The sequence below is a fragment of the Bacillus sp. J41TS8 genome, from assembly GCF_018333035.1.
Classification (GTDB): Bacteria; Bacillota; Bacilli; order Bacillales; family Bacillaceae; genus Bacillus; species Bacillus paralicheniformis.
In genome coordinates, this window is sequence record NZ_BORF01000008.1 from 120,525 (window position 1) to 140,163 (window position 19,639).

Annotated in this window: 29 protein-coding genes; 10 read left to right on the forward strand and 19 right to left on the reverse strand. The window is 43.6% G+C overall.

Annotation, left to right across the window (positions count from 1 at the left end):
- Positions 1 to 12: 12 nt before the first annotated feature.
- Entirely contained in the window at positions 13 to 426 is a 414-nt protein-coding gene (locus tag KI350_RS12690) for a CoA-binding protein (RefSeq protein WP_059231084.1), read from the reverse strand.
- A gap of 178 nt (positions 427 to 604) precedes the next feature.
- On the opposite strand from KI350_RS12690, the gene plsY reads away from it, so the two are divergent.
- The 4 genes from plsY (at position 605) to KI350_RS12710 (ending at position 3,715) form a co-directional block, all read left to right on the forward strand.
- Entirely contained in the window at positions 605 to 1,198 is a 594-nt protein-coding gene (plsY, locus tag KI350_RS12695) for a glycerol-3-phosphate 1-O-acyltransferase PlsY (RefSeq protein WP_059231082.1), read from the forward strand.
- Positions 1,199 to 1,300: 102 nt separating this feature from the next.
- Positions 1,301 to 1,588, forward strand: a complete 288-nt coding sequence (locus KI350_RS12700; RefSeq protein ID WP_020451611.1) for a HesB/YadR/YfhF family protein — start codon at positions 1,301 to 1,303, stop codon at positions 1,586 to 1,588.
- Between the two features lie 294 nt (positions 1,589 to 1,882).
- Positions 1,883 to 2,914 (forward strand): YdcF family protein, encoded by a 1,032-nt coding sequence (locus KI350_RS12705; RefSeq protein WP_059231081.1) that lies wholly within the window; start codon positions 1,883 to 1,885, stop codon positions 2,912 to 2,914.
- A 438-nt stretch (positions 2,915 to 3,352) separates the two neighbouring features.
- Positions 3,353 to 3,715: a YxeA family protein gene (locus KI350_RS12710; RefSeq protein ID WP_212930495.1), complete on the forward strand. Its 363-nt coding sequence runs from the start codon at positions 3,353 to 3,355 to the stop codon at positions 3,713 to 3,715.
- 224 nt (positions 3,716 to 3,939) lie between these two features.
- On the opposite strand, the gene KI350_RS12715 is transcribed toward KI350_RS12710, so the two are convergent.
- The 7 genes from KI350_RS12715 to acnA all read right to left on the reverse strand — a co-directional run bounded on the left by KI350_RS12715 (position 3,940) and on the right by acnA (position 8,736).
- On the reverse strand, positions 3,940 to 4,242 hold the full coding sequence (locus tag KI350_RS12715) for a hypothetical protein (protein ID WP_020451608.1): 303 nt from the start codon (positions 4,240 to 4,242) through the stop codon (positions 3,940 to 3,942).
- The gene (locus KI350_RS12720) at positions 4,242 to 4,658 is read right to left on the reverse strand and encodes a YbgC/FadM family acyl-CoA thioesterase (RefSeq protein WP_020451607.1); all 417 of its coding nucleotides are present in this window, start codon (positions 4,656 to 4,658) and stop codon (positions 4,242 to 4,244) included. Before KI350_RS12720 ends, KI350_RS12715 begins: the two co-directional genes overlap by 1 nt.
- 104 nt (positions 4,659 to 4,762) lie before the next feature.
- Positions 4,763 to 4,999 (reverse strand): small acid-soluble spore protein Tlp, encoded by a 237-nt coding sequence (gene tlp / locus KI350_RS12725; RefSeq protein WP_023857589.1) that lies wholly within the window; start codon positions 4,997 to 4,999, stop codon positions 4,763 to 4,765.
- 25 nt (positions 5,000 to 5,024) lie between these two features.
- On the reverse strand, positions 5,025 to 5,168 hold the full coding sequence (locus KI350_RS12730) for an acid-soluble spore protein N (protein ID WP_003182261.1): 144 nt from the start codon (positions 5,166 to 5,168) through the stop codon (positions 5,025 to 5,027).
- Between the two features lie 68 nt (positions 5,169 to 5,236).
- The gene (locus KI350_RS12735; protein WP_023857590.1) at positions 5,237 to 5,362 is read right to left on the reverse strand and encodes an FbpB family small basic protein; all 126 of its coding nucleotides are present in this window, start codon (positions 5,360 to 5,362) and stop codon (positions 5,237 to 5,239) included.
- Positions 5,363 to 5,433: 71 nt separating this feature from the next.
- Entirely contained in the window at positions 5,434 to 5,940 is a 507-nt protein-coding gene (locus tag KI350_RS12740) for a redoxin domain-containing protein (protein WP_020451605.1), read from the reverse strand.
- 69 nt (positions 5,941 to 6,009) lie between these two features.
- Entirely contained in the window at positions 6,010 to 8,736 is a 2,727-nt protein-coding gene (acnA, locus tag KI350_RS12745) for an aconitate hydratase AcnA (protein WP_023857591.1), read from the reverse strand.
- 234 nt (positions 8,737 to 8,970) lie between these two features.
- Between acnA and sspO the strand changes: the two genes are divergently transcribed.
- From sspO to KI350_RS12765, 4 genes are all read left to right on the forward strand, one after another.
- A complete protein-coding gene (gene sspO, locus KI350_RS12750; protein WP_020451603.1) occupies positions 8,971 to 9,117 on the forward strand; it encodes a small acid-soluble spore protein O in 147 nt (48 codons plus the stop codon).
- Positions 9,118 to 9,158: 41 nt separating this feature from the next.
- Positions 9,159 to 9,305, forward strand: coding sequence for a small acid-soluble spore protein P (locus KI350_RS12755; RefSeq protein ID WP_003182250.1), 147 nt, complete (start codon positions 9,159 to 9,161; stop codon positions 9,303 to 9,305).
- A gap of 136 nt (positions 9,306 to 9,441) precedes the next feature.
- Positions 9,442 to 9,849 (forward strand): Hsp20/alpha crystallin family protein, encoded by a 408-nt coding sequence (locus KI350_RS12760; RefSeq protein WP_145685460.1) that lies wholly within the window; start codon positions 9,442 to 9,444, stop codon positions 9,847 to 9,849.
- Between the two features lie 204 nt (positions 9,850 to 10,053).
- Positions 10,054 to 10,482, forward strand: coding sequence for a DUF2621 family protein (locus KI350_RS12765; protein ID WP_020451601.1), 429 nt, complete (start codon positions 10,054 to 10,056; stop codon positions 10,480 to 10,482).
- Between the two features lie 35 nt (positions 10,483 to 10,517).
- Here KI350_RS12765 and KI350_RS12770 read toward each other — a convergent pair whose 3' ends face one another.
- The 3 genes from KI350_RS12770 to KI350_RS12780 form a co-directional block, all read right to left on the reverse strand.
- Entirely contained in the window at positions 10,518 to 11,012 is a 495-nt protein-coding gene (locus tag KI350_RS12770) for a CcdC family protein (protein WP_020451600.1), read from the reverse strand.
- Positions 11,013 to 11,085: 73 nt separating this feature from the next.
- Complete coding sequence (locus tag KI350_RS12775) at positions 11,086 to 11,457, reverse strand: response regulator (protein WP_025809950.1); 372 nt, start codon at positions 11,455 to 11,457, stop codon at positions 11,086 to 11,088.
- A gap of 83 nt (positions 11,458 to 11,540) precedes the next feature.
- The gene (locus tag KI350_RS12780; RefSeq protein ID WP_020451598.1) at positions 11,541 to 12,248 is read right to left on the reverse strand and encodes a cytochrome c biogenesis protein CcdA; all 708 of its coding nucleotides are present in this window, start codon (positions 12,246 to 12,248) and stop codon (positions 11,541 to 11,543) included.
- A 242-nt stretch (positions 12,249 to 12,490) separates the two neighbouring features.
- Between KI350_RS12780 and KI350_RS12785 the strand changes: the two genes are divergently transcribed.
- Positions 12,491 to 12,652, forward strand: coding sequence for an aspartyl-phosphate phosphatase Spo0E family protein (locus KI350_RS12785; protein WP_020451597.1), 162 nt, complete (start codon positions 12,491 to 12,493; stop codon positions 12,650 to 12,652).
- A gap of 80 nt (positions 12,653 to 12,732) precedes the next feature.
- On the opposite strand, the gene KI350_RS12790 is transcribed toward KI350_RS12785, so the two are convergent.
- The 6 genes from KI350_RS12790 to yneA form a co-directional block, all read right to left on the reverse strand.
- Positions 12,733 to 12,951, reverse strand: coding sequence for a YneF family protein (locus KI350_RS12790; protein ID WP_003182236.1), 219 nt, complete (start codon positions 12,949 to 12,951; stop codon positions 12,733 to 12,735).
- An 84-nt stretch (positions 12,952 to 13,035) separates the two neighbouring features.
- A complete protein-coding gene (sirA, locus tag KI350_RS12795; protein ID WP_003182234.1) occupies positions 13,036 to 13,473 on the reverse strand; it encodes a sporulation inhibitor of replication protein SirA in 438 nt (145 codons plus the stop codon).
- A 154-nt stretch (positions 13,474 to 13,627) separates the two neighbouring features.
- Entirely contained in the window at positions 13,628 to 15,631 is a 2,004-nt protein-coding gene (gene tkt, locus KI350_RS12800) for a transketolase (RefSeq protein WP_079289398.1), read from the reverse strand.
- 163 nt (positions 15,632 to 15,794) lie between these two features.
- Positions 15,795 to 16,028 (reverse strand): DUF896 domain-containing protein, encoded by a 234-nt coding sequence (locus tag KI350_RS12805; RefSeq protein WP_020451594.1) that lies wholly within the window; start codon positions 16,026 to 16,028, stop codon positions 15,795 to 15,797.
- Positions 16,029 to 16,093: 65 nt separating this feature from the next.
- Complete coding sequence (locus tag KI350_RS12810; RefSeq protein ID WP_020451593.1) at positions 16,094 to 16,741, reverse strand: YneB family resolvase-like protein; 648 nt, start codon at positions 16,739 to 16,741, stop codon at positions 16,094 to 16,096.
- A gap of 18 nt (positions 16,742 to 16,759) precedes the next feature.
- Entirely contained in the window at positions 16,760 to 17,071 is a 312-nt protein-coding gene (gene yneA, locus KI350_RS12815) for a cell division suppressor protein YneA (protein ID WP_020451592.1), read from the reverse strand.
- Between the two features lie 152 nt (positions 17,072 to 17,223).
- Between yneA and lexA the strand changes: the two genes are divergently transcribed.
- Positions 17,224 to 17,847 (forward strand): transcriptional repressor LexA, encoded by a 624-nt coding sequence (gene lexA / locus KI350_RS12820; protein WP_020451591.1) that lies wholly within the window; start codon positions 17,224 to 17,226, stop codon positions 17,845 to 17,847.
- 197 nt (positions 17,848 to 18,044) lie between these two features.
- Here lexA and KI350_RS12825 read toward each other — a convergent pair whose 3' ends face one another.
- Positions 18,045 to 18,473, reverse strand: a complete 429-nt coding sequence (locus KI350_RS12825) for a NucA/NucB deoxyribonuclease domain-containing protein (RefSeq protein ID WP_145685458.1) — start codon at positions 18,471 to 18,473, stop codon at positions 18,045 to 18,047.
- A 294-nt stretch (positions 18,474 to 18,767) separates the two neighbouring features.
- Complete coding sequence (locus tag KI350_RS12830) at positions 18,768 to 19,607, reverse strand: thymidylate synthase (protein WP_026579651.1); 840 nt, start codon at positions 19,605 to 19,607, stop codon at positions 18,768 to 18,770.
- Between the last annotated feature and the right edge of the window lie 32 nt (positions 19,608 to 19,639).

Genomic DNA, 19,639 nt, shown 5'->3' on the forward strand with positions numbered 1-19,639 from the left:
TTTTTGTCTTTTTTATGCCGATTTTGTTAACGCGTGCGCCACTTTTATACACAAATCCATAATCACCGTATAGCCTTTTTCGCTCAGAAGCCGATAAGCCTCTTCGTTGACAAGCCCCTGCTGCGCCCAAAACACATCTGCGTCTATCTCCAGGAATTCCTTTGCGACATCGGGCAGATGTTCGGATCTTCTGAACACATTGACGATATCAACATGTCCTTCAATGTCTTTTAATGATGCCACAGCCTTGACGCCCAGCGCTTCATCTATGGCCGGATTGACAGGGATGATGTCATATCCCGCGTCCTGCATCGCTTTTGATACCATGTGCGATGTTCTTTCAGGATTGTCGGACAGGCCGACTACCGCGATTCGTTTGCTGTTTTCAAGAATGCTTTTGATTTTCTGTTTAGAAGGGTTTTCCATGGCGATCACTCCTTTTACGTTCAGTTTACACGAAACCAAAGGCGATAATCAAAATTTTCATATGATTAGGGCGCATTATCTTGTATGATATATACGGTACTTCTAAAGAAAAGCCGTCATGAAAGGCGCCTCTCATGTTAAAATAAAGAGAAGGGATCATCTAAAAAGGAGAAATGAAATGTTAATTGCTTTATTATTTGTTTTAGCCTATCTACTCGGCAGCATTCCGTCCGGCTTAATTGTCGGAAAGGCTGCCAAAGGAATCGACATCAGGGAACACGGCAGCGGCAATCTTGGCGCCACCAATGCATTCCGGACACTTGGGGTGAAAGCCGGCTCCATCGTGGTGGCTGCGGATATTTTGAAAGGGACGCTCGCCGCCTTTCTGCCCGCCATCCTCCACATCGGCGTACACCCTTTGTTGGCCGGTGTAGCCGCAGTCATCGGGCATATGTTCCCTGTGTTCGCAAAATTTAAAGGCGGAAAAGCTGTCGCTACTTCCGGAGGCGTATTGCTTTGCTATCAGCCTTTTCTGTTTCTCACAATGATTGCGGTGTTCTTTCTGTTTTTGTATATCACAAAATATGTATCGCTTTCTTCCATTTTAACCGGCTTGTATACAACGGTTTACAGCCTGTTTACGAAAGATCTTTTATTGGTGGCAGTCGTCGCCTTTCTAACGGCGTTTGTCGTATACAGACACAGGACGAACATTAAACGCATTATTGATAAAACCGAGCCTAAAATCAAGTGGATGTCCGGCAAAAAATGAGCCTGTCCGAAAAACATTATATTTTCATGATCGGACAAAATCGTTATATACTATAAATAGATTCAGCATGCTTTGAAACAAATGATGAAGGAGTGCTTGCCCGTGAATTTGAAAATTAATGAAGAGGCGCTTAAATGGTATAAGGACGAGCTTGATTTAAAAGAAGGAGATCAGGTTCGCTTCTTTGTCCGCTACGGAGGCTGCAGCAATGTTCAAAAAGGCTTCTCCCTTGGGGTTTCAAAAGATGAGCCGCAGCAAATCGGTGTGAGCGCGGAAAAAGACGGCATTACGTTTTTCGTTGAAGAAAGCGATGTTTGGTATTTCGACGGCCATGATCTGCTTGTCACCTATAACGAATCTTCGGAAGAGCCTGTTTTTGAATATCAGTAAAAAAGAGCATTTTATAAAGCTTGCAGAGAAACTCTTGTTTTTCTGCAAGCTTTTTATTTTTCATCTGAATTAAAGTACCGAAAAAAGCCTTCCAACACATGGACCGGCTCGCCTGAGTGTGCGGCACATGCACACCGTGCGCTGCGTACACCTCCCGAACAAATGAGTAAGGTACAGATTCTGTATATCTAAAATGCAGTTCGTCTAAAATAATGCGGCAAGGACTTTCCCATTCTTCAAGATTTTTTCACACTCTTCTATTATACAGAGTCATTGACATCGAGGTGTTTGGACATGTTTTACGGTGTGATAACCTTTATTTTGCTAGCTGTTTTTCTGATCTTTTATTTAACGGACCGAAGAAGGATCATCAACGGTTTTTTATTCAATCTATTTTTTTGTTCATTTCTTGTTCTATCCTACTATCTGGCATACGTTGTCGGAATCGGATTTTTCAGACTGTTTGTCATTGTACCGCTGCTGATCTTTTTCTTTATCCTAACGTTTGGTCTATTTGCTTTAATGATCGGGTTATTTCTGAATGCGAGAATTCTTATCAAAAGAGAAGGACGACGATTGTCTAATTGTTTGACTTTAATTTCCGGGTTAGGCATTATCATATTTTTCCTATTGTCAGTGATTGACCCCGCTCGTTTTTTATCGCCAAATGTTCAGCCATTGTTTGCGGGATCATCGCTTATTACGGTCTATTTCTTTTTTCATTTAACAAATTTCTTAACAGCTTATTTTCTATATCAATTTAACAGACCGAAGCTTAATCAGGATTACATCATCGTTCTCGGGAGTGGATTAATTAACGATACAGTACCGCCGCTTTTAGCAAGCAGGATCAATAAGGCTGTCGATTTTTATTGGAAACAGACAGCTGTTGCTTCTCCGCCGAAAATCATCTTCTCCGGCGGGCAAGGACCTGATGAAAATCTTTCTGAAGCTGAAGCGATGCAAAGATATGCTTTAAAAAAAGGGATACCTGAAGAGCACACTTTGAAAGAAGACCGTTCTGTCAATACATATCAAAATATGCTTTTCTCCAAACAACTGATGGACTCATTAACAGACGGCAAATATAACAGCATCTTCACAACAAACAATTTCCATCTGTTCCGTGCCAGCCTATATGCAAAACGAGCAGGCTTGAAAAGCGATGGCATCGGTTCAAAGACCGCTTTTTATTATTGGCCGAACGCCATGATCCGTGAATATATCGCTGTGGTTGTGATGAATCGTAAACGGCATAGCATTGTCGTAGGAACGATATTGGGTTTTTCTATACTTTTGACCGCAATTCATTTTTTCATTGATTAAAACGTCAAACTTGCGTCTTGAGATGTTGGTTTGTCGGGATGGCACCAACAAGAATGCGATTGATGGAAGTCTCGATGGATTATAATGGGTATTTCCGACGGACATCTTCACCAGAAAGATGTCTTTTTGCTTGGAAAATATAATTTCACTACTCCGATGATTCAAATAGAATGGAAAACGATTTTCCCCTATTTCGCAAAAACCTCCCCTTCTTTAATCTGCAACAAGCCGCAACTGAAAAGTGATGGTCTCAAATGCTAAAGCCTCAATTGACCCTTATCAGATAGACCTTTTTTCTCAATGCTTCTCTCTGCTTCAAGTAGCTGTTTTTTTGGTGCGCTTGAACTTTAAATGCTTACAAAAGTGAAAGGAATATGTAAGATAAATCAATAGTTTCGTTTGGAGGTTTTATATATGATGGGTTCGAGGTGATAAATTATGAAATGGTTTTTAGGGATTTTAACGGCAGGACTGATAATTTTGGCCGGGGGCTACTTTTTATATTCCGGATATTATTCAACGGAAGATTATTACGTCAAAATTACAACAGATCCAAAAGTCGTGAAAGAAAAAGCAAGTGATGGATACACATATATAAATTATAACTATGATGTTACAGGTTATGATAAAGATGGAAAACCCAAAAACCTAAAACTCTCTTCTCAGGAAAAAATGCAGAAAGGTCAGTATTATATTATTCATTGGGAAGACAGAAGAGAAATCATATCCAGCAAAGAAAAAGCAAGCGAGAAGCAAATAGATCAGGACATCATGCACAAATTAAACAATCAAAGTCAATGAGACGCTTACTCTGCTCCCTAAAACTTCTTGTTTTAGGGACTTTTTCACGAAAAATAAAATGACTGCGGCCTTATCAAGGCATGAAAAACACTAAGGTACGACATCATTGAAACTAAAGATATCGTTCCGACTTTTTCTCCTTCAATGTTTGCTCATCAGGATGAAACAAGCAAGGACAATGCTTGCTTGTTTCAAGGGTGTCCGGGTATCTCTAAAACACCGGATTATTCGAGCCTGAAACGCTTGATATGGCTTGAGAGCTTTTCTTGTTTTAAAATCTCGATCTGCTTCTCTCCCAATAAATCAAAGTGAGGAAATTTGCTTCTTTTATGGATCCACTCTTTTTTCAGTCCGTACTGTTTGCCCCACTCTGCAAGCTTATCAATGTTGCCGCATCCGGCTTTTGTCACGGTATTGACATCCGGATACCTGTCATCGAGCCAGTAATGCGTGAGGAACGCAACTTCGCCGTTTAAAACGGCGCGCTTCCATTCGTTCAGCTCGTTTCTTTTAATACCGAATGCCATTACTTTTTGGCCTCTTCATAAGCTTCATGCCACTTTGGATAAAGCTTACGGAACTGAACCGGTTTGAAGCTGTCCCCGTCAACGCAAATATGGGACGATGTGGCCTTCACAGCGGTTTCACCAGCGGAATTGAAGATTTCATACCCATATACCGTTTTAAAGCCGTTATATTCTTCAATCCAGGTATGTACCGTCGCGGTTTCACCGTAGCGAAGAGGTTTGACGTAGCGGACATTGATATCCACGACAGGCGACAGGATCCCGTCTTTCTCCATTTCGGCGTAAGAGAAGCCGAGTTCTTTAATTAAAGCCGTCCGTCCAACCTCCATCCAAATCAAATAATTGGCGTGATAGACGACGCCCATTTGGTCTGTTTCGGCATAGCGGACTTCTATTTCTTTTTTTGAGACGTACAAATTCCTCTACTCCCTTTTCACAATATATATAATCCAATCTTAGCATATAGAATGGGCAAAAACACGACAGACGGCTTCATGCAAAAAAACCAGGTCGCCCTGGTTTATTGATGATATCCGTTTTCGCGGTCTTCCGCCTCGTCATGGATTTCATTGCGCATCGCCTCAATGCTCTCATTTCGGCGTTGATTTTTTTCGCGGATCTGCTCCTGTTCCGCCTGGTTGGCAAAAGACAGCTGCTCCTCAGACTCCTCGATATTTTCGATTGTGTTCTGCACCATGTCTTGAAGCTTCTCCACGTTGTCTGATCTGTCATCCGGATGATGTTTTTGGTGTGTCATGCGGGTCTCTGCCTCCTTTTCTTCTTTACTCGCCCTTTGTCTGCATAATGATCGGCGTTTCTCCTGATTTATCATGCATCTTTTTTCCTTTGTTGCGCTTATATTCTACCGGTTTTGTCCCAAGATGGCTCGGGGCAAATTTAGACTGTTTGTCATGTTCCCTCGGCATGTCTATCCCTCCTTTTCAGCATTAGGATTCTCAAAAAGGAGCGTAAACATGAATCGATTTTTAAAAAGTCACTTCAGCTTAAATTTCTCTTCAAGCTTATCTTCCAGCCGATCAAGAAACTCCTGGTTGGTCATGAGCTCCTTTTTGTTTTCCAAGACAAGTTCTTCAAATGTCCGCCTTTTCGTTTTTTTCATGTTGAATCACCTCCAGCTTGTTTTCATTTTCACCATTTTTTGGGCGATATAAGCAAAAAAGCCGGGATTTTTTATAATCCCAGCTTTTCTTCCATATTCTTTTTCGACATCGTCCCAAGGACGATATCTTGAATCATTCCGTTTTCATCAATAATAAATGTTGTCGGATACGAAAAAATCTCGTATTTCGCATTGATGCCCGTTCGATCTAAGACGATAGGGAAATGTAAACCGTGCCTTTCGGCAAACGTTTTGACCGACTCTTCGTTTTTCTCGGAAGAGGTAAAGTTGACGGCCAAAACGGCAATGTCCTGATTTTCGTTTTGGAGTTCTTCCATTGCAGGCATTTCTATTTCACACGGTTTACACCAGGTGGCCCAAAAATTTAACAGCACTTTTTTTCCTTTAAAGTCTGATAAAGATACATCGTTTCCATCCTTTAAAGACGGAAGCGTAAAATCAGGCGCCTTGTCTCCTTTCGCAATGCCGATTTCGGCTTCCTTTTGCCCTGTGAAGTTCCATACCGCAAGACCGGCCAAAACGAAAAGAAACGCGGCAGCCAGCAATTTTTTCATCATCGGCATCCTCCAATTCAGGATCACGCTGAAAAAAGAAGAGAAAGCTAAAGGCTTTCTCTCCTCATTCAATTACTGTTTCATTTTATTGCGGAGCACCATTTGCAGGATTCCGCCGTGACGGTAATAATCGATTTCTACTTCGCTGTCAAAGCGTACAACAGCTTCAAACGACTTGACTGTGCCGTCTTCGGCAATCGCTTTGACTTGAACGAGATCCCGCGGGCGAACCGTCTCACTCACGTCAACTTCAATCGTTTCTTTCCCGGTCAAACCTAGCGTTTCAGCGTTTTCTCCCTCTTTAAATTGAAGCGGAAGAACGCCCATCAGCACAAGGTTGCTTCTGTGAATTCTTTCAAAGCTTTCTGCAATGACGGTTTTGATGCCGAGCAGATTTGTTCCTTTTGCCGCCCAGTCGCGGGAAGAACCCATTCCGTAGTCTTTTCCGGCAATGACGACCAGACCTGTGCCGTCTTCTTTATACTTCATGCAGGCATCGTAGATGGACATTACTTCTCCGGTCGGCCAATACGTTGTATAACCGCCTTCTGTACCCGGAGCGATCTGGTTTTTGATTCTGATGTTGGCGAATGTTCCCCTCATCATGACTTCATGGTTTCCGCGTCTTGAACCATATGAGTTGAAGTCTCTAGGAGAAACGCCTTTTTCCTGCAGATATTTTCCGGCTGGCGTGTCTTTGCCGATCGCTCCCGCAGGAGAAATATGGTCTGTCGTGACAGAATCTCCGAATTTGCCGACAATGCGCAAGCCTTTAAGCGGTTCAACCGTACCAGGCTCAACTGACATGTTTTCAAAGAACGGCGGGTTTTGAATGTAAGTGGATTCTTCATCCCATTTATACAGGGCTTCATCCGTTGTTTCAATCGCATTCCAGCGTTCATTGTCATCAAACACGCGCTCATATTCTTTTCTGAACAACTCAGGAGTAACGGTTTGCTTCACGACGGAGTTGATTTCGTCCATCGTCGGCCAAATATCGTTGAAGTATACGTTTTGACCGTCTTTTCCGACGCCGATCGGTTCGTTTTTCAGGTCAATATCTACCGTGCCCGCCAATGCATAGGCTACGACAAGCGGCGGAGACGCCAGGTAGTTTCCTTTGACAAGCGGATGAATCCGGCCTTCAAAGTTACGGTTTCCGGAAAGGACAGACGTAATCAGCAGGTCATTTTCGGCAACCGCTTTTTCGATTTCAGGCGCAAGCGGTCCGGAGTTCCCGATACATGTCGTACAGCCGTATCCGACGATGTTAAATCCAAGCTCGCGCATATATGGAAGCAGGCCTGAATTGACTAAGTAGCCTGTTACGACTTTTGAACCCGGAGCCAGGGATGTTTTCACATAGTTCGGTACTTTCAATCCCAGTTCAACCGCTTTTTTAGCGACAAGGCCCGCACCGATTAAGACATAAGGGTTTGATGTATTTGTGCAGCTGGTGATCGCCGCAATCGCAATCGCACCCGTTTTCATGACGGCTTCTTCGCCGTTTTCAAGCTTAAATTTGATTTCTTTGTCAGCCTCACTCGCGTTTAAACCGAATCCCTGGTTCCCTGCAGGGCTTGCCAAATGCTTGTGGAATGTCTCTTTCATGTCAGTCAGCGGAATGAGATCCTGAGGACGCTTCGGACCTGAAAGATTCGCTTCAACTTTTGACAAGTCAATTTCAACGATATCGGTAAATACGGGATCTTCCTGATCAGGCGTGTAGAACAATCCGTTTTGACGGCAATATTCTTTCACCACATTGATATGTTCTTCATCACGGCCTGTTAAACGCATGTATTCCAATGCTTCCTCATCAACAGGGAAGAAACCGCAAGTCGCGCCGTATTCAGGAGCCATATTTGCGATTGTCGCACGGTCTGCAAGCGGAAGTTCTGCAACACCCGGTCCGAAGAATTCGACGAACTTTCCGACCACGCCTTTTTCACGCAGCACCTGTGTTACTTTAAGCGCCAAGTCCGTCGCCGTCGTGCCGTTCGGCAGCTTTCCGACAAGCTTCGCTCCGATTACTTCAGGTACAGGGAAATATGAAGGCTGGCCGAGCATGCCCGCTTCAGCTTCAATTCCGCCGACGCCCCAGCCGAGAACGCCGATTCCGTTGATCATCGTTGTATGGGAGTCAGTACCGACAAGCGTGTCAGGATAAGCGACAATCTCGCCGTCTTCTTCCACAGCATGGACAACGTTTGCCAAATACTCAAGGTTCACCTGGTGAACAATACCTGTAGCAGGGGGAACAGCCTGATAGTTATTAAACGCTTTCTTAGCCCAGCTTAAAAATTTGTAACGCTCTGCATTTCGTTGGAATTCAAGGTCCATATTAATTGTCAATGCATCTTCCGTACCCGCTTTGTCAACTTGTACGGAGTGGTCGATGACAAGGTCTACCGGTATTTCAGGATTGATTTTATCCGGATCTCCGCCGACTGAAGCCATCGCTTTTCTTAATGAAGCAAGGTCTACAACGGCTGGAACGCCGGTAAAGTCCTGCAAAATAACGCGGGATGGTTTGAAAGGAACGTCAATATCCTTTAATTCGGCAGTGCCCCATTTTGCCAAGTTTTCAACGTGTTCCTTTGTAATGACTCTCCCGTCTACTTGACGAAGAACGGATTCGAGCAAAACTTTAATGGAATAAGGCAGTTTTGATACGTTTCCGATTCCTTGATCCTCTAATGCTTTTAAAGAATAATAGCTGTACGTTTTGCCTTGTACTGTAAACGTTTTTCTTGATTGAAAAGCGTCTTTTTTTGCGACTTGTTGCTGATTCGCCATTTCTCCAAAATCCCCCTTTAAAGATCAAGATCATACGCCAGAAAAATCGGCATATTTCACCACAATTTTCTCACAATTTAATCTTAAAACAATTTTAAACATAAGTAAATATCAATGTTTTTATTAAATTCAATAAGAATGCCTTATATAAGGAAAAAAGTTTATTTTACTGGAAATACATTTTTTTATACAATACACCCGCTAAGGCTATACTACAGTCTGAGGTGATCGAAATTGGCCAAACGAAAAGCAAATCATGTCATCAATGGAATGAACAATGCTAAACGCCAAGGAAACGGCGCGGGATATATTGAAGATGACCAGCATATTCTCACTGAGGCGGAACGCCAAAACAACAAAAAACGGAAGACCAATCAATAAATCCTAAAAATCCTTCATGAATGGCTTAGGAGGTTAAGACATTGACAAATAAAAACGACGGCAAAGATATGCGCAAAAACGCACCGAAAGGAGCTCAGCCTGGTCAGCCAGAGCCTTTGAGCGGAAGCAAAAAAGTTAAAAACCGGAACCATACGAGACAAAAACATAATTCCAGTCACGATATGTAACATTTTCCGCGTCTTTCACGGCGCGGTTTTTTACTTTACCTCTCTGGCGATGCAACCCCCTTCGAATCGCCTCCTTCACATGAATTCACAGCTGTGGATAATCTAACGGTAAGGCTAGGTATGGAGGAATGATCAAATGACAAATACAAAACGTTTCGATTCCGCAGATTTTGATAAAGAATGGATGAAACAGTTTGTTGACGACCCTTTTCTCCTCTATGATGAGACTTTTCCGATCGACCTTTATGAAACGAGCACTGAATATATAATCGAAGCAGATTTAAGCCGCTTGAATGCCCGGCACCTTGACATGACGTTTTCCTGCTACGATTTCAAGCTTGCGGTTAAAACCGATGAACAGCATTACGAAAAATCGCTGATGCTTCCTTTCTTTTTGAATGACAAACAGATCGAAGCGGAATGCGAGAACAGTATTCTTGCAGTTAAAATCAATAAGGAAGCAAGCCAAGATGAAGTTTCGCTTTCATTTCATATTCCTTTTATATCATACATGCACAACAAGCAGAACCCGGACAGCGCGTAAAACACTTTGCCATCCGGGTTTTTTCCGTTCGTTCGTCAAATATCCGCTAGCAATTCTCTATGGCCGATTAGGGAATTGCTATACAATAGATTATGTTCTAGCACCTCTTTTGATCAGGCCGGTGTCCCATTTTATATTATTTTTTCTATGTTCTTCTAAAACGCCTTCATGTAAAATAGGTTATAGACAAAGGAGTGATGAGAGATGCTGGAAGGATGGTTTTTATGGCTGATGCTCGCTTGGATCGTCATCATGATCGTCCTCTTGTCAATCGGCGGTTTTTTCATGTTTCGCAAATTTTTAAAAAGGCTGCCTAAAGAAGATGGGAAATCTGAGCTGGACTGGCAGGATTATTATATTGAACAGACAAGGCATTTGTGGAATGAAGAAGAAAAAGAACTGCTTGAAGAATTAGTTTCTCCCGTACCCGAACTGTTTCGCGATGTAGCAAAAGCGAAAATCGCCGGAAAGATCGGAGAACTCGCATTAAAGGAAAAAGCAGGCGCAATCGACCGGGATTTAATCGTCAGAGGCTATATTATGGCCACACCGAAAAAAGACCATAAGTTCCTCGTAAAGCGTTTAAAAGAAAAGAACATTGATCACTCTTCCTATCAAGAGCTTTTTAAATAAACAAAACCTTTCCTGAAAGAAGGAAAGGTTTTGTTTTAATTGACCTGTATGTGATTTGACGCTTCAATCTGGCTTGAAAGCTTTCTGAACGATAAAAACATGGCAATCCGCCAAGGAACGATCATCCCGAAAGCCAGAATCCAAAACATTCCGCTCAGTGCGCCGTAATCGATCGTTGTGCTTAATATGCTCTTCATCGCGATCCGGATGACGAGCAGCGCAATTAAAATAAACACAAACGATTTGGAGCGTTTAATATAGATTTTATCATCGCGGATTTCAAATTTTGAGGTTTTAATTAAGAAAATAGAAAAGATCATGCCCACTGTGAGAGCTTCCAAAAATTCGGCACCGGTCACGTGGAACATCGGAAATAAAAACATGAGAGCACCGGTGCTCATAAAAATCGGAGGCAGTATAATTTTTTTGGCCGTAGCCGGTTTTTCAGATGACTTGATTCTGACAGCCATGACAATGACGGCCATCACGACGGCAAGTATAGATGAAACGACGATCATCATACATATCATCCCTTTTTCTAAAGCTAATTTCTCTACTTGTTACTATACTCCAAAACGAAGAAAAAAACCATGTTCAGGTTTTTCAGGTGCAAGGATTTCCCAGCACGTGGCGAATCGCTTCGACGACTTTCGTCTCCTCGAAAGGCTTGACGATAAAGTCCTTGGCTCCGGCTTCGATCGCTTCAACAACGATTCGCTTTTGCCGCATGGCCGTACACATGATCACTTTCACCTTCGGGTTCAGCTGGATCATGTCCTTTAAAGCTTCAATCCCGTTTTTCACAGGCATTGTAATATCCATGATAACCAAGTCCGGCTGCAGCTCTTGATAAAGCAAAACAGCTTCTTCCCCGTTCCCGGCTTCACCCGCGACTTGCAAGTCTTCTGTTTCAAGTATTTCTCTGATTTTATCTCTCATAAATTTTGCATCATCAACAATTAAAACCCTTGTCATACTCCCCTCCAACATCATTATTCAATTTTGCTGTGAATAAGTCCTATTATAACAAAAAACCAAGGCGGTCCTTAGCCAGGTATCTAAAAGCCTCTGAAATCGCCGAACAGGCCTGACAGTACGATAATGATTTTCGTCATCCAGTCAAAGAACAGCAGGATTCCGACTGCAATCATTGCAATTCCGCCGATCTTCATGATGATGAGCTGATGCTTCCGAAGCCATTTCATCTTTGTCATGAAAAAAGACAGGAGCAGAAACGGCAGGCTGAATCCGAGCGCATAAAGCACCATATAAGGCACGGCCGACATCGGGTTCGTTCCGGCGAGTGTGATGACCGCTGCAAGAATCGGACCGGTGCAGGGCGTCCAGCCGGCGGCAAATGCCATTCCGATTCCGACAGAACCGAGCAGGCCGCCGGGCCTGTTTTTAAAATGGAGGCGCCTTTCTTTCATTAAAAATTCAGGCTTAAAAACCCCCAGTGTGACAAATCCAAAAAAGATGATGAATACCGCGCCAAGCTGCCTGATGAGCTGATGATAATCCTTAAAAAAGGACCCGACAAGCGATGTGCTGTAGCCGAGAGCCACAAAGATCATCGAAAAGCCAATCAGGAAAAAGATCGTATGTATCAGGCTCCTTTTTTGAAACATAAGTCTGTCAGAATGGATTTCACTCATGCTGACACCTGTAATATATGATAAAAAAGCGGGATACAGCGGCAGGCAGCATGGCGAAATAAACGATAGAAACCCTGCACCGAAAGCGAGAATATAGTTGATATCAGCCATCTCTTTCTCCCTTCTATTTTTTGGAATACTATGAAAGAAAATCATTTGATATGACAATTACATTTCAATTTCCTAACATATCACAAAAAAGGATGTTGGTTTCACGAATTTCTTTATATAATCAATTTTGACAATTTACCCTTATCACCTTCAGAATTGAAAAGGAACCTATATATGGATATAATAACATTTAGTAGGCAACAAAAAGATGATTTTTACAGAAGAAAGGATAAATTCCTGTGATGAAAGAAAATCTGCTTCATGAAATTGAGGAAAAAAGAAAAGAGCTGCTAAAAATCGTCATGACAAACGGCATGACTTCACATATCACCATTCAGCACAGCCAGCAGCTGGATATCCTTCTTTTGGAATACCAAAAACTATCTCTCGGACATACACAATAATCATAGATCAAAATAAAAAACCCGGAAGCGGGTTTTTTATTTTATAACCATGTTCCTTCTATGTCATAATCGCATTCGTATTATTTCGTTTGATTTTCCATGGCTTTCATCATTTGATTAATTTTCTTCTGGGATGGTTTCATACCCATCTGCATCATCATCATGCGCAGCATTTGTTCATTAATTGGCGGATTTTTTTTCAAATAGTTCATCATATATTTACGAGCAATAAAAAATCCGAGTGCAACACCTGCGAGCAATGCTAAAACGCCCACTAGGATGACAACCCATAAATCCATTTAATTTCCTCCTTCATGTTGTCTCGTATAAAGTGTACTAAACCAAACGCTATTATACAACATTTACAGTCCAAATTCTTTTTTTTATACAAAATTTCTTTCTTTCACAGGGTTCAGCCAGCCGTAACGTTTCATATTAAAATCCATCGCAAGGAAACATGGACTTACTTTCCGCAAAACCTCAAAGAATACCGTTTCGGCATCGAATGGACCCTTCGCCAAAATCTCAATATGTCGGTCTTTGATAATAAAAGAAGCGCTTCCTTTTGGAACAATCAATCTGTATACATAGTCAACTTGTGTATAGTCTTCCCGGCAGAGGTTCATTTTCATTCTTTTGTGTATATGGGCTGCGGGAATCGGTTTTGTAATGAACTCGATCTGCTTGGCGGCTAATTGAGACTTTTGATCGGGGCTCGTCCAATGATAATCGTAAAACAGCTTGAACATGACAGACTCTCTTCCAAAATAATGGCTGGCAAATTCCTCTTCTATCAAATACGTATAATAATGGCGTTCCATCACTGTCTCATCCCCCTGTATCGAAGAATATATGCTTTCTATTATACAAAAGGGGGTTAGAAATAATTGTCTGATGATGATAAAAGAAGCGACTAATTTTGTCGAAATGAAAAAAAGAGAATGATCCGCAGATCATTCTCTTTCATATGCCCGATTAGCGATTTAACAGTTTTTTCACCCGGTCAACTACATTCGCAGGCGTAAAACCGTATTCTTTCATGATCGTTTCGCCGGGAGCTGAAGCACCGAAATGGTCGATTCCGAGAATGTCCCCGTCAGTGCCGGTATATCTCTCCCATCCGAGCGGTGATCCCATTTCAATTGCGAGACGCTTTGTCACATCAGTTGGAAGAACAGCGTTTTTATATTCGGCCGGCTGCTTGTCGAAACGATCCCAAGACGGAACGCTGACAACGGATACGTCAATGCCTTCTTTTTTCAGCTCGCTTTGTGCGTCAAGCGCAAGGCCAACTTCAGATCCGCTCGCAAGCAAGATCGCTTCCGGTTTTTCGTTTTGGCTTTTCGAAACGACATATCCACCTTTTTCAACGCCTTCATAAGCTGCTTCAGGAGACTGATCAATTGTCGGCAAGTTTTGACGTGTCAACACAAGCGCAGTCGGCTGACTTTTTGATTGAAGCGCCAGTTTCCAGGCTGCTGCTGTTTCATTTCCGTCTGCAGGTCTGATGACGGACAAGTTCGGCAGCGCACGAAGTGATGCCAGCTGTTCAATCGGCTCATGAGTCGGTCCGTCTTCTCCGACGGCAATGCTGTCATGTGTAAATACATATGTGACAGGAAGCCCCATTAATGCCGCAAGACGGATCGCAGGTCTCAGATAGTCGGAGAAAACGAAGAACGTTCCGCCGAATACGCGAAGGCCACCGTGGAGAGCCATTCCGTTCAAAGCTGCTCCCATCGCAAATTCACGTACACCGAACCAGATATTTCTGCCGGCGTAATCTCTCGCTGAAAAATCTCCGCCGTTTTTGATTGTCGTTTTGTTGGAGCCGGCCAAGTCAGCGGATCCGCCAAAGAAGAACGGCACTTGTTGTGCGATTCCGTTTAATACTTCACCTGAGGATGCACGCGAAGCAAGGCTGCTTCCTTTCTCATACGCAGGTACTTTCTGATCCCAACCTTCAGGAAGCTCGCCCTTCATTGCAAGTTCAAGCTCTTCGGCAAGTTCCGGGTGGGCTTTCTTGTATGCGGAGAACAGCTCGTTCCATTCCGCCTCTTTTTTCTTGCCCGCTTCTTTCACTGTTTCGTTAAAGTGTTCGTACACTTCAGAAGGGACATGAAAATCTTCTTCGTATGTCCACTCATACGCTTCCTTCGTTAATTTCGCCTCTTCTGAGCCAAGCGGAGCACCGTGAACGCCGGATGTTCCCGCGCGGTTTGGAGAGCCGAAACCGATCGTTGTTTTCACTTCAATTAATGTCGGCTGCTTTTCATTTTGTTTCGCTTTCTCGACGGCCGCCGTAATCTCGGCAATGTTATTGCCGTCTTCAACATAAAGCACTTCCCAATTCATCGCTTCAAAACGCTGCTTCACATTTTCAGAGAATGAGCGGTTTAATTCACCGTCAAGCGAAATGTCATTTGAATCATAAAGCACGATGAGACGGCCGAGTTTCAAATGTCCCGCAAGCGAAGCCGCTTCCGATGAAATTCCCTCCATCAAGTCTCCGTCACCGCAAATGCTGTATGTATAATGATCAACGACGCGATAGTCGTCACGGTTGTAAGTTTCCGCAAGGTGACGTTCAGCAAGCGCCATTCCGACAGCCATTCCGATTCCTTGGCCAAGCGGGCCTGTCGTCGCATCTACACCCGGAGTATGTCCGAATTCCGGATGTCCAGGCGTTTTGCTTCCCCATTGGCGGAAATTCTTGAGGTCTTCAATTGAAACGTCATATCCGCTTAAGTGAAGCATGCTGTACAGAAGCATTGATCCGTGTCCGGCGGACAGCACAAAACGGTCCCTGTTAAACCAATTCGGATTTTCAGGGCTGACATTCATCATTTTTGTCCAAAGCGCATAAGCCATCGGAGCAGTCCCCATCGGCATGCCGGGGTGACCGGATTTAGCTTTTTCAATCGCGTCTATGGAGAGTGTTCGTATTGTTGCGACAGATTTTAATTCAATCGTTTTCATTATGATCCCCTTCCTGTATGGACTCTACTTTCTTATCATAAATCTACCCATCGGTTTTCACAACCATTTCAGCTCAAAAGCAGTGAAAAATGACGAATCTTTGCCTTCATTTTAAATTGTAGTATATACAAAAAGGGAATACGATATCGGCGTATTCCCCAAATTAATGCAATCGGCGGTTTCTTTTTTCCTGTTTGAGCTTTTCAGGCGTCACATCATTACCTTCAGGATCAACAATCGTCACAGTTTTCAACGTGTTTTTCATAGACGCGCGGACGCCTTGAAGATATTCCTGGCGAAGCTTCTGCTGTTCTGCTTTTTCTTCGTCTGTTAAAGATCCGCTCTTTGCTTTTTTGGCAAGCTCGTTAATTCTGGCTATTTTTTCATTAGAAATCATAAGATACTCCTTTGATTCGGTATATATCCATCATACTACTAAATCCGCTTTCGTTTGACAACAGATTAGTCTGCAAGGCCGTCCTTATACTCCTGGTAGCGGCGGTGAACGGTTGCTTTTGAAATGCTGTATCCGAACCCTCTCAACACGGCTGCAATCTCCGCAAACGTCAGCTTGTTCTCCCTGAGCCTGACGATTTCTGAAAGAGGCGCTTCGATCCGCTCTCTCCCGCCGCCTTCATTGCGGTGTTTCAGATTCCTCTCCGGGCGGTAGCCGTTTTCGACCGCCTTCTTCATTCCCCGCTTAATTTTCAGGTTATGTATTTTCCGCTGGTATTCTTCGACAATGCCAACAATCTCCAAAACCATCGAATCCGCTTCGGAAAGCTCAAGTTTTCCCCGGTGAGCCAGCGTGTAGATTTGAACGCCTTCTTTATATAAACAGTGAAGAAGGGCAATTTTGGCATTCCCTCTTCCAAGTCGCGTATCATCCTGTATTAAAACTGCGTCAATGTCTGATGTTTTGATTTCCTCGAGCAGATCGAAGACGCCGTCGCGGTCCATCTCATATCCGCTCGCCTGTTCGGAAATGACGTTCACGACGTTCATCCCGTGCTCGGCGGCAAGCGACTGGAGCTCTTCAGCCTGCCGTTTTAATGAGGTTTCCTGCTGCTCCTTCGCAGTGCTTACCCTGGTGTAAATAATCGCATTCATGGAAATCCCCTCAATCATTTATTCTACAACTGCAAGCTGATATTGATCGGAGTGCTGTTTGGCTACCGGCAGGACCAAAACATCGCCCGGTTTAATAACGGAGGTCGGCAGATTGTTTTTATCGGCGACCCATTCGATGAATTTTTGTTTGTCAGCGGGTTTTCCGCCTTTGATCCGGTCGGCCAGCTCCCACAATGTATCGCCTTCCTGCACTTCTATTTTAACATATTGCTTTCTTTCTTCGATTTTACCGGCAAAAGACACAAACAGAATACAGCAGCTGATCACAGCAGTAAACAGACTGACAAAAATCAATGATTCTCTTTTCATATCCATCACCCCAGAATGTTTGTTCGGTTTTATGATTTCAGTATACATACGAACAAATGTTTCTGTCAATCGTTTTTTTTCGAACCTATGTTTGTACTCAAAGGAAAAACATGCTATAATCTAGCTAAAATCGACGTTTTGAGGTGCAAAAAATGACGAAGCTATCAAAAAGACAACTTGATATTTTGCGTTTCATTAAAGAAGAAGTGAAACGCAAAGGCTATCCGCCTTCCGTCAGGGAGATCGGAGAAGCGGTCGGCCTGGCGTCAAGTTCAACGGTACACGGCCACTTGGCAAGGCTTGAAACGAAGGGATTGATCAGAAGGGATCCGACGAAGCCGAGAGCGATCGAAATTCTCGATACAGAGGAAGAAATTCACATTCCGAAAAACCAGGTTGTCAATGTCCCGGTCATCGGAAAGGTGACGGCCGGTACGCCGATTACCGCAGTCGAAAACATTGAGGAATACTTTCCGCTTCCAGACCGCCTGGCGCCGCCGGATGAGCATGTCTTTATGCTGGAGATCATGGGCGAAAGCATGATCGATGCCGGAATTCTTGATCAGGATTATGTGATAGTCAAACAGCAGAACACCGCAAACAACGGAGATATCGTCGTTGCGATGACCGAAGACGACGAAGCGACTGTTAAGCGGTTTTTCAAGGAAGAAACCCATATCCGCCTTCAGCCGGAAAACCCGACGATGGAACCGATCATCCTCCAGAATGTGACGATTCTCGGAAAAGTCATTGGCGTATTCCGCACGGTTCATTAAAAAACGGACTCATCAGCAAAACCGCCGGTCGGCGGTTTTTTTTCGCACGAAAAAACAGGCCCACATCCAGACGGAATGAAGGATGCGAGCCTGAAACAGAGGGATTGATCATATGCTTACATTACCATTATCCCCCAAACGAGTTTTCTTGTCAACAAAAATGTTTCCTTGAGGAAACATTTTTCATTGTCTCCCTTTTATCGAACGATAAACAAAATTCTCGTCCCGTCAGCGTAATCGCTCAGCCTGTTCCCGACCCAGGAGCCGGCTCCGCGGTTATCCGATGAGCTGACATATCTGACCGACGCTCCTTTTCCTCCTTCTTCACACATGGCCATCGGCCATTCGTCACGGTCAAAGCCCGGCTTAGTCGGAATCCCTTTTAATGATTCCTGACGGCGCTTATCCGCTCCAGATCTTTCAATTGTGCAGACATCTGAATGGCCCGCTTTGATCGCATCGCTTATATGAGCACCGGTTTCAGGATAGCGCGATGCCGGAAAATACAATACGTCATCATACCTTGCAACGCCTTCGGCATGCTGAGAAGAATATGCAGCCCCTCCCGAAAGCCCAAGCAGCACCAATGCGGAAAACAGCAGATGAACCGCCCATTTTTTGATCATGACAAAAACAACCTCCTCTTGTATATGCTGGTGTCACTAACAGATTAAGAGAGAATTGTTTTTGCTTTTCGGGCTCTTTGTGAAAAAGACGTTTAGATTGTGTAAATAAACGTAAGTTAAATGCTCGGGGCATACCCGTGAAAAACTGCATGTACTTTTTGCGTCCACTCTAAACGGTATACACGGGAGCCGTCAGGAAACATGCGGCTGCCGGATATGCAAATTTTTTCATCGTTGTATTTTTTAAAAATGATTCATTCACACAACAAAAAAACAGGCGGAAAATCCGCCTGTTTATACGGCAACTTCAAATGTCAGCTTGTCGCCGTGCTTATAGTCAATTAATTTAAAATCATCGATTGTAAAGTCATAAAAGTTTTTGATGTCCGGGTTGATCCACAGCTTCGGCGCTTCATATTGCTCGCGTTTCATCTGAATGTTTAAATTATCGATGTGACGGGTATAGATGTGACAGTCGCCGATATTGAAGATGTATTCGCCCAGCTCATAACCGAGGACTTGGGCGATCATGCGCTGCAAGACGTTATATTGGAACACATTGAACGGGTTGCCAAGCGCCATGTCATTGCTTCTCGCTCTTACTTCCAAAGAGAGCTTTCCTTCTTTCACATACCATTGCGTCTCATAGACGCAGGGCGTCAAGGCCATGCCGTCCAAGTCATCGGGATTCCACAGCATGGTCAAATGCCTGCGTGAAGACGGATTATGCTTTAACTGATGGAGCAAATAATCCACTTGATCGGCTTTCTGCCCGTTAACCGTTCTATTTTTCTTCGCTAATTGATAGCCGTAGGCTGCTCCGATTGTGCCGTCTTCAAGCCGCCATTGATCCCAAATATGAACCCCCATATCGTTCAAAACTTGAACATCATTGGATTTCAGCTGCCAGATCCAAAGCAGCTCTTTGATGGCCGTTTTCCACGCCACCTTCTTCGTCGTCAAAATCGGCACTTCCGAATTGTCAAACCGCATTTTTTCGCTCATGATGCTCAGCGTATGAGCCGGCGTTCCGTCTGAATCCCACTTCGTCCGGACCTGATATTCTTCATCGGAGATCCCTGATTCAATAATTTTTTGAATGATTGCATTGTATTGCTGGTCATAATGGCTCATCTTATCCTCTCCTCTTTCCACATGATATGTAT